The organism is Paenibacillus sp. CF384 (assembly GCF_900106745.1).
In the GTDB taxonomy this organism is placed as follows: domain Bacteria; phylum Bacillota; class Bacilli; order Paenibacillales; family Paenibacillaceae; genus Paenibacillus_Z.
On sequence record NZ_FNNV01000001.1, the window covers coordinates 1,054,846 to 1,068,385 of the forward strand.

The window sequence follows — 13,540 nt, forward strand, 5'->3', positions numbered from 1 at the left end:
CTCCCGAACGTCGTGCTCAGGATAGCAGCTGTGGCGTGTTATGTACGACTTCTCTCGAACGAATTCGGGCGAACCCTAGAACCGCAAGAAAAAGTCTACTGGAATTAACTCCCCTTGTCAATAGAAACGGAATCTGTCTTGGGAGACGAAAAACGTCCGGATGCAGCAAGCACCCGGACGTCATCAACGGTCTGAACCGTTTCTTATTTGGAGACAAGATCTTTAAGTGATTTACCCGCTTTGAAAGACGGGATTTTGCTTGCTGGGATGTCGATCTCTTCACCCGTTTGCGGGTTGCGACCTTTACGGGCTTCGCGGCTTTTCACCTCGAAGTTACCAAATCCCACCAATTGCACTTTATCCCCGCCTTGCAGCGAGTCGGAGATGGCATCAAAAACGGCATCAACCGCTTTGGAAGCATCTTTCTTGGAAAGGTCAGTCAATTCGGCTACTTTCGCAATCAGTTCCGTTTTGTTCATTTCTTTCACCTCCCCTGACGGCAGTTCATAAGCACATCATTATCATTCTGTTTTACCGAAACCTCAGAAAATATACCTGCAGGCCTTGGTGCAAAGAAATTCCGTTCTGTGCAAATCCTGCATACTGAACCATGAACAGATTTATAGTAATACAGTTGGCTATAGAATTTCAAGAGGCTTAGCAAGTTTTTCCGAGGATTACTCTAGGTTTTTCATGCTTTTCACACCGAAATACCCCTGAAAACGACAAAAAAGAGACACGCTGTGTTCGCGTGTCTCTTCCGCTTTACAAGATTATGGCAATCAGACCGCCAGAGCCTTCGTTGATGATTCTGCCCAGCGTTTCCTGAAGTTTATAGCGCGCATTGTCAGGCATCATCGCAATTTTGCCTTGGATGCCTTCCCTTACGATGGAATGGAGCGAGCGACCGAAGATGTCGGACTCCCAGATCTTGATTGGGTCGTTCTCGAAATCTTGCATCAAGTAGCGGACCAATTCCTCGCTTTGTTTCTCCGTACCGATAATCGGAGCGAACTCGGACTCCACATCCACGCGAATCATATGGATGGAAGGCGCAGTCGCCTTCAAGCGAACACCGAATCGAGAGCCTTGGCGAATGAGCTCCGGCTCATCAAGCGCCATCTCGGCAAGCGACGGCGCGGCTATGCCGTAACCTGTCGTTTTGACCATTTCGAGCGCTTCCGCAAACCGGTCATATTCCCGCTTCGCATGGGAGAACTCCTGCATGAGCTGCAGCAGGTGGTCTTTGCCGCGAATTTCAACCCCGACCACTTCCATCAAGATTTGGTCATACAATTCATCCGGTGCATACAAGTCGATTTCCGCGACCCCTTGCCCCATGTTCATGCCGCTTAGTCCGGCACGAGCGATGAATTCGTATTCCATGAACTGCGAGACGACTCGGTCCACATCGCGCAGACGGCGGATATCTTTGACCGTATCGCGAACCGAATTCTCGTAGTTGCTGCGCAGCCAGTGATTATCGTTCAGCACCATGACCCAGCTTGGAAGATTCACGTTCACTTCATGCACTGGGAACTCGTAAAGCACTTCACGAAGCACCGACATGACTTCTTCTTCTCCCATCGTCGCTACGCTAAGCGTAATGACCGGGATGTCGTACTTAGCCTGAAGTTCGCTGCGAAGCGCAAGTGCCTCGTCGCTCTTCGGCCGTGTGGAGTTCACGATGAGGACGAACGGCTTACCGACCTCTTTGAGCTCATTGACAACGCGTTCTTCTGCCTCGACGTACGAGCTGCGCGGAATTTCCGCAATTGTACCGTCTGTCGTCACGACGACACCGAGCGTGGAATGCTCTTGAATGACTTTGCGCGTTCCGATCTCTGCCGCTTCCTGGAATGGAATCGGCTCCTCGAACCACGGCGTAGTAATCATTCTAGGGCCATTCTCATCCTCATAGCCTTTCGCACCAACTACCGCATATCCAACGCAATCAACGAGTCTGACATTCACATCAAGCCCCTCGGCCACACGAAGCTGTACAGCTTGGTTCGGCACGAATTTAGGCTCTGTCGTCATAATCGTCTTGCCTGCTGCGCTTTGCGGCAGTTCATCGATAGCTCTCACCCGATCGGCATCGTTCGTGATGTTCGGCAGCACAACCGTCTCCATGAACCGCTTGATGAAGGTTGATTTGCCTGTGCGGACTGCACCAACGACGCCGAGGTAAATATCCCCGCCGGTTCGTTCGGCAATGTCCTTGAAAATGTCCACTTTCTCCACTGAATATCCCCTCCCAATCGTATTTCGCCTGTACATGGACGTACCGTTACTGCTGCTTTCCTCCTGCTGTTCGTCGTCAGGGTTCGCCGCTACCCGCCTGCCACAGTTGCAAACAAGCGACGCAACTCGTACATGATTTTGGACTAGTAATAGCTTATTGCGTCCAAGGCCACATTATGACGACTGCTTCCATGAAATCTTTCGATTTCGCTGAGCATCTCCGCTCCCGGCCTTCCAAGATTGAGATATATGAGAGAAACACCAAAGCTATGCCTGAACGACAAAAAAACTCCTGCCCGCAGAAGCGGACAAGAGCCGAGGTGGAACTAGTCGATTGGGTTATTTGAGAACGGCCTGCGGCTCCCCGTTTACTAAACGGTATACAGGAGATTTGACAGGTACAAAGTCTGAAGAATCTACAAGGAGCGCGCGTAAATCCGCGTGTTCCTCCGGCCTCTTGGCGCTGTCCAGCTTGGAAACGGCTTGCATAATATCCGTACCGTAATCAATATAAACATTGCCTTTAGCGTCCATCATTGGGGTCAAAATGCCCCCCGAGAACATACTGTGAAGTACCGGCTCCTTCAGGTCCAGCGCATCGAAATCGATGGCTTTGAAGTCCGGATAAAGCGCCGGGCCTTCAGGAAGTTTACCGCTGCTCGCATCCGCATACGACTTAACAGCTGCTTGTACATCATTCATTTGTTGATAGAGAACGAGATTCATAAGCTTTATAGTAGGATCTGTATCCTCGTTAATGATGAGATAATAGTAGCTTCCGCCCTGCTCGTACGCAGTCTCTGGGATGCTCGAGACGTAATTCATTCTCTTCAATTTGTCAAAATCAACCTTGAATTTCTCGTAAACCGGCGTCGCTTCGGTGCTGTTCTGCATCGGGAGCAAGCCTGTATCCTTCTGGAATTGATCGACAACGGTTTGTACATTTAGAATTGCATCTTTAGGCGGCTTCTGATATTGTCCCATCTGGTCTTCCGGATACAGGCAGCCAGACAGCAAAGCAGCCATAAGTGCAAGCACCATAGCTGCAGCCGCTTTTCTCAAGCCTTTCATGACACTAACTTCCCCCTACCATAATTCATCATCTTCCGCCTGGCGCATCATCTGTCTTCTGACTGCTGCGCGAAGCGGATCTTCCGGAACCTCGACTACGGCACGGCCAAACACTCTCGCCTGACAAGCGAGCCTTGTCCCCGAGCGGTCTAGACCTGCGAGCTTATAACGCTCATTGTCATTTAGCGGAGACAGTCCTGAGGAGCTGTTCTGCGCTGTTACTTTACACATGAGACATGCAGCTTTCCCGTCACACCGTGTTCGAATGGGTACTCCGGCACGTCTGGCAGCATCCAGGACCGTTGTCCCGGCACGTACCGTTACACTGCGTCCGGAAGGGAGGAATGTAACTTGAACATTCATGGCGAATCCCTCTCTTCCTGCTTCCTGCATAATCCGTACTATTTATCCTCTGAGCAATTGCTGTACATATTGTTTCGTCTTCTCGGTAAGCTGATTTCCGGACGCAATCACTCCGGCAGCCCCCATGTGGATAGCGGGTTCTTGGCGCATTTGGGCAACAATGAGCCGTGTGCGATCCTCTCGCTCTCGCAGCACATTGAACCACAGCTCATGAGCGAGCGGGACGAGGCCCAGCTTACAGGCGCCTATTGTAATAGTCGTTTGCAGTGGAGCAAGAACGTCCTCGACCTCTACTGCATAACGATCCTCTCCGGCAGATACAACAAATCCGCCGACTAATTCAACCTGAATACCTTCAATCAGGTAATGGCTGAGCACCGATCGATAGATCGGACTCACACTTTCATGCTGCTCATCTACAGCGTATGGAAGCAGCGCCTTATGAAGAGCAGCCGCAGCTGCATCATCTGCATATAGATCCAGGTCCCGGGGCGGGTCGCTTAACGCCAGCCCTCGCAGCAGCAGCCCTGCACTGCCGCCGATCAGCCACTTAGCTCCAGTAGGAGCCGTTTCCTTTGCTATGACTTCGAGCGCACGGTAGAACGGCCCAGCGGCCTCCATGAGATTGCGTCTGTCCATCAGAAGTATGGCCGGTTCACAGCAATAATCGTGCCCGCATTCTTCTTGATGATCGCTTGGCAGCCGAGGCGATAGCCTTCCTCCAGCTCACTTGGCTCAAGACGGTCCCATTCTGCATCCGTTACTTCCTCTAGAAAGTCTGCGCCTTCTTCAATAAGGCAGCGGCATCTTGCACAGGTCCCCCGTGAACAAGAGAAAGCCCAGTCGATATCATGCTTCATGGCCATATCGAGCAGCGACATCCCCTGCAGCGGATAGACCGTCGTACTTTTAGAGCGTCCCTTCAATTCCAGCATCGTTCGTTACTCCTTTTCCACTCCATATCCGAGTTCGTCTTATAGGCAGCTGTTATGAAATGGAGATCAGACCGAGAAAACCGCCGATAACCAGAAAGAAAAAGGCCGTCATGGATAACAGCATCCGAAGCACGCCTTTGGTCTTGAATCTTGCCAGCGATATCAATACCGCCGCTACTGCCATTAATCCGATACCTACGAATGAAACCCACATCTTCATCATTGGATCCATTTTGATCTCAAACCACCTTGTGCACCAATTATTCGTTCTATTATACCACTTGTCGTGTTTAAACAGCTACTATTGCCGCGATTAACGGAATTTGGCGCAAAAAGAAAAGGACTTCAGCGAAAGCGAAAACCGGCGGTAAACTTACAATGCCGGGCGCTTTGTGCTTAAGTCCTCATGATTACTTCTTGAGCATCAGCTTCATCAGCATTTCCATGCTATTGACATTCATGCCGCTCTTCTTGACGGCTCCAACGATGTCATTGATCGTTTTTTCCGATACGGGCACCTTCGCCATGGCGGAGACGGATTGGATCAGCTTACGCAGTTCTTCTTCGCTCTGCATCGTATCTTGCGTAACACCGCTGGCTAGCTTCTTGACCGCATTCTCGGTAATTGGCTTGCCCGTCTTTTTATTGACAGCGCTCAGAACATCTTTAGAGATATCTTTCTTTCCGCTCAAAAGTTTCCCTCCTCCAAGTTTTTACATGGTAAAAACTCGCTTCGCGAGCAACCCCGATGGCTGCTGCTAGCATCATATGAAGGAAGGACGGGATTGGTGTAGGCTAAAGAACTTCCATCCTATACGCCCGGAAGGTCCTCTGTCTCGTGTGTGCGACCTCTACCCATCAGGGATTCAACGGCGCTGCGTGGCGACTTATTCTGGAACAGAACCGCGAATAGCTGCTCCGTAATCGGCATTTCCACGCCATACTCTTGAGCTAACTCACGAGCAGTACTCGTAGTTCGCACGCCCTCGACGACCATGCCCATACGGCTTAACACTTCGTCTACCGACAGGCCTTCAGCCAGCATAGCGCCTGCGCGCCAGTTACGGCTATGCTTACTCGTACACGTAACGACCAGATCGCCTACGCCTGCAAGTCCGGCAAAAGTAAGCGGATTGGCCCCCATTGCGTTACCAAGCCGACTAATTTCGGCTAACCCGCGCGTAAGCAGCGCTGCCTTAGCATTGTCGCCGAAGCCCAGTCCGTCGGTGAGTCCCGCTCCAAGCGCGATAATGTTCTTGATTGCCCCGGCTACCTCGACTCCGATTACATCCCTATTGGTATACACGCGGAAATAAGGTGTAATGAGTGCATCCTGCGCTTGTTCAGCCGCTTCCACGTTTGCGGATGCAACAACGACCGTAGTCGGCAGTTTGCGGACCACCTCTTCAGCATGGCTTGGTCCTGACAATACAACCAGCCGATCTGCTGTGATGAGCAATTCCTCGAGAAGCACAGTAGTCATACGTTTGTAAGTAACCGACTCAAACCCCTTCGTCGCATGGATGCAGATGGCATCCTCTGCGATATAAGGAGCAGCCAGCTTCGCGACATCGCGCATCGCTGAGGATGGTGCAACGAACAATACAATTTCAGCACCTGTTACAGCTGTTTCCATATCGGTTGTAGCCGTTATGTTGTGCGGCAATATAGCATCCTTCAGGAATCGGCTATTGGTATGCAGCGTATTGATTTCTTCGACCTGAGTCTCACTGCGTGCCCACAAGGAAACCTCGTAATTATTGTCAGCTAATACCGCCGCAAGTGCAGTACCCCAGCTGCCGCCTACGAGCACCGCTGCTTTTCGGTTCGTCATGAACTCGCCTCCTTACCCTTTTCTCGCTCCAAGCTTATTCTCTTTCCCCTGCAGCAGCTTTACAATGTTCGTACGATGACGAACGAAAGCCAGCACGCAGACGATCAGACTAGCCCATACATAGGAGAATGGCTTATCGCCAAAATTCCATACGAAGATTGGCATCAGCACAGCAAAAATAAGCGATCCTAGCGAAACGAAGCGCGTAATCGCAATCGATAAGATCGCTACCGCACCTGCGATCAAGGCAGGAATAATCGCGAGCGTTACCATTACGCCGACCGTTGTGGCAATGCCTTTACCGCCTTTGAATCCGAACCATACCGGCCAGTTATGTCCGGCAATCGCCGCTAAACCGCACAGAACCGGTCCCCAGTCGCCTCCGGCCATATAGATGCCGAGCAGTACCGCAACGACTCCTTTGGCGATATCAAGCAGAAACACACTGATTCCCGGACCTTTACCGAGCACACGCAGCGTATTGGTTGCACCGGCATTCCCGCTGCCGAAATTGCGGATATCAATGCCTTTTACCCATTTGGCAATTAGAATACTAAATGAAAGCGAGCCTAACAAATAACTGATGAGTACCGCAAGTATGGTGAACACGATAATTTCGCCTCTTTCTTCAGATAAGGAAACTGGTGCCCCGATAAACAGAGACACCAGAATCGAGCAGCAGCATGTAATCTTAATCTTCGTCGGATTTCTTTCTGGTGAAAATACGTACAGGCGTGCCTTCGAACTGGAAAGCTGCCCTGATCTTGTTCTCAAGGTACCGCTCATACGAGAAGTGCATCATGTCCGGATCGTTCGCGAACAGTACGATGGTCGGCGGTTTAACCGCAACCTGCGTCACATAGTTAATCCGAAGACGTCTGCCTTTATCAGTTGGCGGCGGATTAATCGCAATCGCGTCAGACACCACATCGTTAAGCAAGTGAGTTTGAATACGCAGTGCATGCTGCTCCGAGACATGACAGACAACAGGCAGCAGCTTATGCAGCCGTTGCTTGGTCAACGCGGACAAGAAGATCACCGGAGCATACGTCATAAACAGGAAATGATCACGGATATCCTTCTCAAAATGCTGCATCGTCTTATCGTCTTTCTCGACAGCATCCCATTTGTTGACGACAAAGATCGAAGCTTTACCCGCTTCATGCGCGTAACCTGCGATATGTTTGTCCTGCTCAATGATCCCTTCCTCACCATTGATCAGTACGAGCACCACGTCTGCGCGTTCAATCGCTTTAAGAGCACGCATCACGCTGTACTTCTCCGTCGACTCGTATACCTTGCCCCGCTTACGCATCCCCGCTGTGTCGATCAGCACGTACTTCTGCCCATCGCGCTCAAACGGCGTATCAATTGCGTCACGCGTTGTCCCCGCAACATTGCTTACAATGACGCGTTCTTCGCCAAGAAGTGCATTAACAAGAGAGGACTTGCCCACATTCGGCCGTCCAATTAACGCAACCCGAATAACGTCATCATCGTAATCATCTTCAACAATTTCAGGAAGCTTCTCGACCGCTGCATCCAGCAGATCGCCAATTCCCATTCCGTGCGAGCCCGAGATCGCAATCGGATCACCGAAGCCAAGGTTATAAAATTCGTAAATATCATCGTGCCGATTTAAGTTATCGACTTTATTAACCGCAACCACAATCGGTTTGCGTGAACGAAGCAGCATTTGTGCAACCTCGTCGTCAGCGTGGGTCAACCCGGTTTTTGCATCTACCATGAAAATGATGACGTCAGCTTCTTCAACAGCCAGTTCCGCTTGCATGCGAACGGACTTCATGATTTCATCTTCACCGTCAATTTCGATACCGCCAGTATCCACAATACTGAAAGCACGACCATTCCATTCTCCCGTCCCGTACAATCGGTCACGAGTTACACCAGGCTTGTCTTCTACAATGGCTAACCGATCGCCAATAACGCGGTTAAATATCGTAGACTTCCCCACATTAGGCCGACCTACTATGGCAATAATGGGTTTAGACACATCTTTCACTCCTCAATAATGAACCGGCTTCACGCCGACTATAATAGTTACACTTCATGTTAAGAACAAGTAGTAGAGGGGCATACTCAAATACTCACGCCTACCATCATAGCAAAAAACAGCGGGATTGGCTAACATTTCATTATTGGCGATGATCTACCAATATGAAACAGCCGTTCTTCAAATCATGCACGCTCGCATCCAATATCTTTTCGAGCAGAAATGCGGTCGATTCTCGTTTGGCGATGTCAGGTTCCACGAAGATCGGGGCGCCTCCTCCTACCTGCTCATGCTGCATCGTCACGATTGCCACAATTTTAGCCATGCTGTTCTCCCTTCCCCTTGTTCACACTCGCTTCTGTCGGCATACGCACTGCTGATTCCAGAATAGGTACCTTCTCCACAATAATCTTCGCCTTCGTTGCATCCTTTTCCTGAGGAATAAGGAATATCGCCAGCCTACCGTCTTTTATATCGAGCTTCGCCATGGGAACAAGCGCAGGCTCGCCGTCATCGCGGTACACCCCCAGAATGGTTGATACATCGAACAAGATGGCTTGTCTTTGTCCTAAGTTGCTTAATGTTGCTTTCCCATTCGGATTGTACGGCGTCAGAATAATGCCCAGTCCGCGTTCGGCAATCAGCTGCTGGCTCGACGTTAATCCCACATTCATAATGTAAATGTCGCCGACATACAGATCCGGACCATCCACTCTGACATCTGCAATTTCGGCTTTGGCAATATGGGATACGGCTTTGCCGGATTTCAACCGATAGACAAGCAGCAGCGACAGCAGACCCATCCCGAAGCCAAAAGGCAGCCCCAATGCCAATGAAGCAAGACTAGTCAATAAGGCGGATAGAATGACGAGGTAATTGCGTCCCTCAAAAACCATCGCTATCCCTTCGATATAAGTTGTTCCGCGAGGGACAAGCTCCATGCTGTCGATTTTATCCAAAGTCTCCCGTTCCATCTTGCGGACATCACGAAACTGCTGTGCAGCCAGTGTCAGAAAAGTGATGGCTGTGAAATCCTTCTTATACAGCGCGGGTACTGCAACTGCACCTAGTGCTGCGGCTATGACGCCGAGCGAAATGTGAATGATTCTGCCGTGGGGATAGGTCGGGTATTGCCGATAGTCCGTTCGCAGCATAATTAATCTGGCGGTTACGCCAAACACGACGCCCAACATAATGCCATACAGCACATGATGCGGTTGTCCTGCTTTCAACTGTGTCCAAAGTTGCTCCCACATGTACTATACGTTCCCTCCTCGCTCGCCTGTTCGACCTTCAACGAAACGGACGGCTTTCTGTTTTACCCAGTTCTTCACGTTACCTGTTACTCGTGCTGCAGTAAGTGCTATGACTAAGCCATCCCACCACGCCGGGGAGCCGATCATCATCAGCTTCGTTATGACGAGTGGACTGATCAGCAAATCGAGCTGGGAGAAGACGGCTGCAAACACGGCAATTACGAATTGACTGCGAAAGCGATCTGCCAGCAGACCGGCAAATAATCCCGCAAGCAGCGGACCATCCCATGCCGGATTCAAGACGATGAATACAGGATCCATGCCATAAATGTAACGCACCCACATCCACATAAATCCGGTAAGCAGCGCCGAGAAGACAACGAACAACACGGTTCCAAAATGACGGAGCATGGCTAATTGAATGAATGCCACAGCAATCGCGAGCGCTGCACTACCGGTAATCAGTACACTTTCCTTTACTGTAAGTTCAGCGACATGCAGCAATAAAGCTCCCAAAATAAATAATCCAAGCATCCGGGATGACATCCCTTCCGCAACTTGCTCTTTCCAGCCTGTCACGTAGAGAATGAAAGCCATCGACAGCAGCCAGAACGCAATAAACCCATCATTCACTGTGCTTCACCTCTCTATGGCCTATATTATGTGCTTAGGAGAGTGAACCTAATCCAGCTCGACCTGATTAAGGCAGAAATCAAAAAGAGCCTGTTACTCTGCACAATTGTGCAAAGTAACAGGCTCTTATAACATCGTAATTACAATTATTTCAATTTGCTCAGCTTGTCGCCGAAACGCTCAGCAAGCGTGAAGCTCATGCTTTCGTTGCTTAGGCTGACGTTTGGATTGTTAAGCTCGACTTTAGGTGCGCGAGGTGCACGCTCCCCACGGTCGCTGCGCTCTCTCTTCTGATCAGGCGCTTGCTCCGGAGCTTCTTCTGTTTCTTTGATGCTGAGGGAAACGCGTTTCTCAGCTGGGTTGAAGTCAAGAATTTTTGCTTTCACTTCTTGGCCTTCTTTCACAACTTCATTAGGAGTTGCTACGTGACGGTGTGCAAGCTGCGAAATGTGTACAAGACCTTCAACGCCCGGTGCGATTTCAACGAATACACCGAAGCTTACGATACGGCGAACCGTACCCGTTACGATGTCACCTACGTTGAATTGACCGTTTGTCGATTCCCATGGACCTGGTTGAGCAGCTTTGATGCTCAGGCTAATCTTGCCAGCGGCAGGATCCACTTTAAGTACTTTAACGCGTACGGATTGACCTTCTGTAACAACATCCTTCGGATGAGCTACATGCTGCCAGGAAAGCTCGGATACGTGAACCAAGCCATCGATGCCGCCGATATCAACGAATGCGCCAAACGGAGTCAAACGTTGAACAGTACCGTCAAGCTCTTGACCGATTTGCAGGTTGCCGATAACGGCTTGTTTGTTTTGCTCAAACTCAGCGTCCAGCACTTCTTTCGCGGACAGAATGACTTTGTTGTTCTCGCGATCGATTTCTTTCACTTTCACGCGAAGCGTACGTCCTTTGTAATCGCTGAAATCTTCAACGAAATGACGCTCAACCATGGATGCAGGAATGAAGCCGCGAACGCCAACGTCAGCCACTAGGCCGCCTTTAACAACGTCTGCAACTGTAACTTCAAAGACTTCGCCGGAATCAAAGCGAGTTTGAAGACCATCCCATGCTTTCTCTCCGTCAATTACTTTCTTGGAGAGAACAAGCTTTTCTTTCTCATCGTCAATGCTTACGACTTTCAATTGTACTTCTTGGCCGACTTGAACTGCGTTTTGCGCACTTTCAAGTTGAACCGATGATAGCTCACGAAGGGGAATAACGCCGTCATATTTATATCCAAGGCTTACGAACACTTGGTTATCTTCAATTTTGACGATCGTACCATTCACAGTGTCCCCTTTTTTCAAGGACACGAAATTGTCCATCGCATCTTGACTTACTTCCGCTGCTGCGGTTTCTTGCACTTTTGTTTCTTCTGACATTTAAAATTACCTCCTCGGATCATACCCCAACTTTATTTAAACGTGCAGCCTCAGAATGAAACACTCTCGCAGGCCCACCGTCTAAAACATGAAAAAAAATAATAATTACCCTTGCTTCGCCATCAAACGAATATTCGCCATAATGGTTTCTGTCACTTGTTCGAGCACATCGGAAGATGAATCCTGAATAAAGGCCGTCATATCAATGGGCTTGCCATATTTGATGCGCATCTTACGGAATAATTGATACTTCCCGATAATTGCGACCGGAATGACCACAGCTCCGCTTCGAAGCGCAATCATGGCAGCACCCTTCTTGCCTGCGCTGTTATCGCCTGCATTGCGAGTGCCCTCCGGAAAAATCCCCATCACATTGCCTTCTTTAAGCAAGTTGATGGCATTGCGAATCGCATCCTTGCTGACTCCTCCCCGTTTCACCGGGAATGCGCCTAGCGTCCGAATAAAGGGACCGAGCAAAGGGACCTCGAACAATTCCGCCTTTGCCATGTAATGAACTTTACGGTTCACCTTCGTGCCTACCGTTGTAGGATCAAGCAAGCTAATATGATTGCAGCAAAGCACGACTGGCCCTGAGGCCGGAATGTTCTCTAATCCGGTAGCTTCGAACCGGAATAGCACGGCATAGATGATTCGCAGCAAGCTTCGGCAAATGTTATATACCATAGTTTACTTCGCCTCCGCCGTTTTGGTTCGGCATAAGTCTAGAATATGTGCGACGACTTGGTCAATCGTCAGTTCTGTGCTGTCGAGAACTTCTGCATCCTTCGCACGAACAAGCGGAGAAAACTCTCTGCTCTCGTCGCTTCGGTCGCGATCTGCAATTTCTTGCTCCAATTGCTCAAGCGGCACAAGCTCACTCTCAGATAGCTCCTGGTATCGGCGCAGCGCGCGAACTTGAACGCTAGCAACCAGAAATACCTTTACTTCAGCCCCGGGCAGTACATGCGTACCGATATCGCGGCCATCCATAACGACACCTTTCGCTGCTGCCAGTTTCCGCTGCATCTCTACAAGGCGCAACCGAACGGCTTCATGCGAAGCGATCTCCGAAACCTTAAGCGTTACTTCTCTTGAACGTATGTCGGTTGTGATGTTCTCACCGCCGAGCCGCACAATCTGACCTTCGGGTCCCGGTTCCAGTGTAATGTCCACTGTCTTCACGAGCTCCGCCAGCCTGTCCCCATCACTTGGCAAAACGCCCGCACGGTTCGCAGCGAGTGCGACCGCTCGATACATCGCTCCTGTATCAATGTATATGTATCCTAACTGTGCAGCGACTCTTCGAGCGACGGTGCTTTTGCCGGCTCCTGCAGGGCCGTCGATTGCTACGTTAATGCGGCCGCCGTTGTTTCCCCCATCCATGTCCAAGCGGTGTAAACCCTCCTTGAAAGTGCTAAGCGGCTGCTATGTTGCTCTTATCGCCATTAAAAAAGCAGGCTCTGCCTGCGATAGTGAGAATTATACCACAGCAGCCCATGAAGTGCAAAGAACGAAAGACCTACTAGAAGGGCGTTCCTTCAAGTCGATCCACGCCCGTTACCCACAGCCTCACTGCCGGAATTTGCAGCGCGAGCTGGCTAATCAAGACTGCAGCAAGCAGCAGCAGAAAGATAATGATCAGCACTCTCGTAACATCGTCCGAGATGGACAAAAAGTCCTTTTGTGATTTCTTCACCATGGATCCTCCCCTTATTCCGGCATTGCTCGGATAAGGGTAGTTTTTCCACGTTGTCGTTCCTTATGCACCAAGCGCTGGAACTGGGCCAAAAGCTTTG

General features: G+C 50.1%; 18 protein-coding genes. All 18 read right to left on the bottom strand.

The features are described 5' to 3' along the window. Positions 1 to 203: 203 nt before the first annotated feature. Positions 204 to 479, bottom strand: coding sequence for an HU family DNA-binding protein (locus BLW29_RS05005; protein ID WP_090976740.1), 276 nt, complete (start codon positions 477 to 479; stop codon positions 204 to 206). Between the two features lie 286 nt (positions 480 to 765). Beyond that, on the bottom strand, positions 766 to 2,244 hold the full coding sequence (gene spoIVA / locus BLW29_RS05010) for a stage IV sporulation protein A (protein ID WP_090976741.1): 1,479 nt from the start codon (positions 2,242 to 2,244) through the stop codon (positions 766 to 768). A gap of 339 nt (positions 2,245 to 2,583) precedes the next feature. Then, positions 2,584 to 3,315 carry a hypothetical protein gene (locus tag BLW29_RS05015; protein ID WP_090976742.1) on the bottom strand — a complete coding sequence of 244 codons (732 nt, stop codon included), beginning with the start codon at positions 3,313 to 3,315 and terminating at the stop codon, positions 2,584 to 2,586. 15 nt (positions 3,316 to 3,330) lie between these two features. Beyond that, positions 3,331 to 3,678 (bottom strand): 2Fe-2S iron-sulfur cluster-binding protein, encoded by a 348-nt coding sequence (locus BLW29_RS05020; protein WP_090976743.1) that lies wholly within the window; start codon positions 3,676 to 3,678, stop codon positions 3,331 to 3,333. A 42-nt stretch (positions 3,679 to 3,720) separates the two neighbouring features. Further along, positions 3,721 to 4,317, bottom strand: a complete 597-nt coding sequence (locus tag BLW29_RS05025) for a hypothetical protein (RefSeq protein WP_090976744.1) — start codon at positions 4,315 to 4,317, stop codon at positions 3,721 to 3,723. Further along, on the bottom strand, positions 4,317 to 4,613 hold the full coding sequence (locus BLW29_RS05030) for a 2Fe-2S iron-sulfur cluster-binding protein (RefSeq protein ID WP_090976745.1): 297 nt from the start codon (positions 4,611 to 4,613) through the stop codon (positions 4,317 to 4,319). The genes BLW29_RS05025 and BLW29_RS05030 overlap by 1 nt, the downstream gene beginning before the upstream one ends. A gap of 52 nt (positions 4,614 to 4,665) precedes the next feature. After that, on the bottom strand, positions 4,666 to 4,845 hold the full coding sequence (locus BLW29_RS05035) for a DUF2768 family protein (RefSeq protein ID WP_090976746.1): 180 nt from the start codon (positions 4,843 to 4,845) through the stop codon (positions 4,666 to 4,668). 178 nt (positions 4,846 to 5,023) lie between these two features. After that, the gene (locus BLW29_RS05040) at positions 5,024 to 5,305 is read right to left on the bottom strand and encodes a stage VI sporulation protein F (protein WP_090976747.1); all 282 of its coding nucleotides are present in this window, start codon (positions 5,303 to 5,305) and stop codon (positions 5,024 to 5,026) included. A 119-nt stretch (positions 5,306 to 5,424) separates the two neighbouring features. Next, positions 5,425 to 6,447, bottom strand: a complete 1,023-nt coding sequence (locus tag BLW29_RS05045; protein WP_090976748.1) for an NAD(P)H-dependent glycerol-3-phosphate dehydrogenase — start codon at positions 6,445 to 6,447, stop codon at positions 5,425 to 5,427. Positions 6,448 to 6,459: 12 nt separating this feature from the next. Next, positions 6,460 to 7,059 carry a glycerol-3-phosphate 1-O-acyltransferase PlsY gene (gene plsY, locus BLW29_RS05050; protein WP_090977158.1) on the bottom strand — a complete coding sequence of 200 codons (600 nt, stop codon included), beginning with the start codon at positions 7,057 to 7,059 and terminating at the stop codon, positions 6,460 to 6,462. A 79-nt stretch (positions 7,060 to 7,138) separates the two neighbouring features. After that, on the bottom strand, positions 7,139 to 8,461 hold the full coding sequence (gene der / locus BLW29_RS05055) for a ribosome biogenesis GTPase Der (RefSeq protein WP_090976749.1): 1,323 nt from the start codon (positions 8,459 to 8,461) through the stop codon (positions 7,139 to 7,141). Positions 8,462 to 8,603: 142 nt separating this feature from the next. Next, on the bottom strand, positions 8,604 to 8,786 hold the full coding sequence (locus BLW29_RS05060; RefSeq protein ID WP_090976750.1) for a capping complex subunit for YIEGIA: 183 nt from the start codon (positions 8,784 to 8,786) through the stop codon (positions 8,604 to 8,606). Next, the gene (locus BLW29_RS05065; protein ID WP_090976752.1) at positions 8,779 to 9,717 is read right to left on the bottom strand and encodes a YIEGIA family protein; all 939 of its coding nucleotides are present in this window, start codon (positions 9,715 to 9,717) and stop codon (positions 8,779 to 8,781) included. Before BLW29_RS05065 ends, BLW29_RS05060 begins: the two co-directional genes overlap by 8 nt. A 3-nt stretch (positions 9,718 to 9,720) precedes the next feature. Continuing rightward, positions 9,721 to 10,350, bottom strand: a complete 630-nt coding sequence (locus tag BLW29_RS05070) for a YphA family membrane protein (protein WP_090976754.1) — start codon at positions 10,348 to 10,350, stop codon at positions 9,721 to 9,723. A 146-nt stretch (positions 10,351 to 10,496) separates the two neighbouring features. Further along, a complete protein-coding gene (rpsA, locus tag BLW29_RS05075) occupies positions 10,497 to 11,744 on the bottom strand; it encodes a 30S ribosomal protein S1 (RefSeq protein WP_090976756.1) in 1,248 nt (415 codons plus the stop codon). 105 nt (positions 11,745 to 11,849) lie between these two features. Then, positions 11,850 to 12,428 (bottom strand): lysophospholipid acyltransferase family protein, encoded by a 579-nt coding sequence (locus tag BLW29_RS05080; RefSeq protein ID WP_090976758.1) that lies wholly within the window; start codon positions 12,426 to 12,428, stop codon positions 11,850 to 11,852. Positions 12,429 to 12,431: 3 nt separating this feature from the next. Next, positions 12,432 to 13,127 (bottom strand): (d)CMP kinase, encoded by a 696-nt coding sequence (gene cmk / locus BLW29_RS05085; RefSeq protein WP_090977160.1) that lies wholly within the window; start codon positions 13,125 to 13,127, stop codon positions 12,432 to 12,434. A gap of 139 nt (positions 13,128 to 13,266) precedes the next feature. Then, entirely contained in the window at positions 13,267 to 13,443 is a 177-nt protein-coding gene (locus tag BLW29_RS31330) for a hypothetical protein (protein WP_177186487.1), read from the bottom strand. Positions 13,444 to 13,540 lie beyond the last annotated feature (97 nt).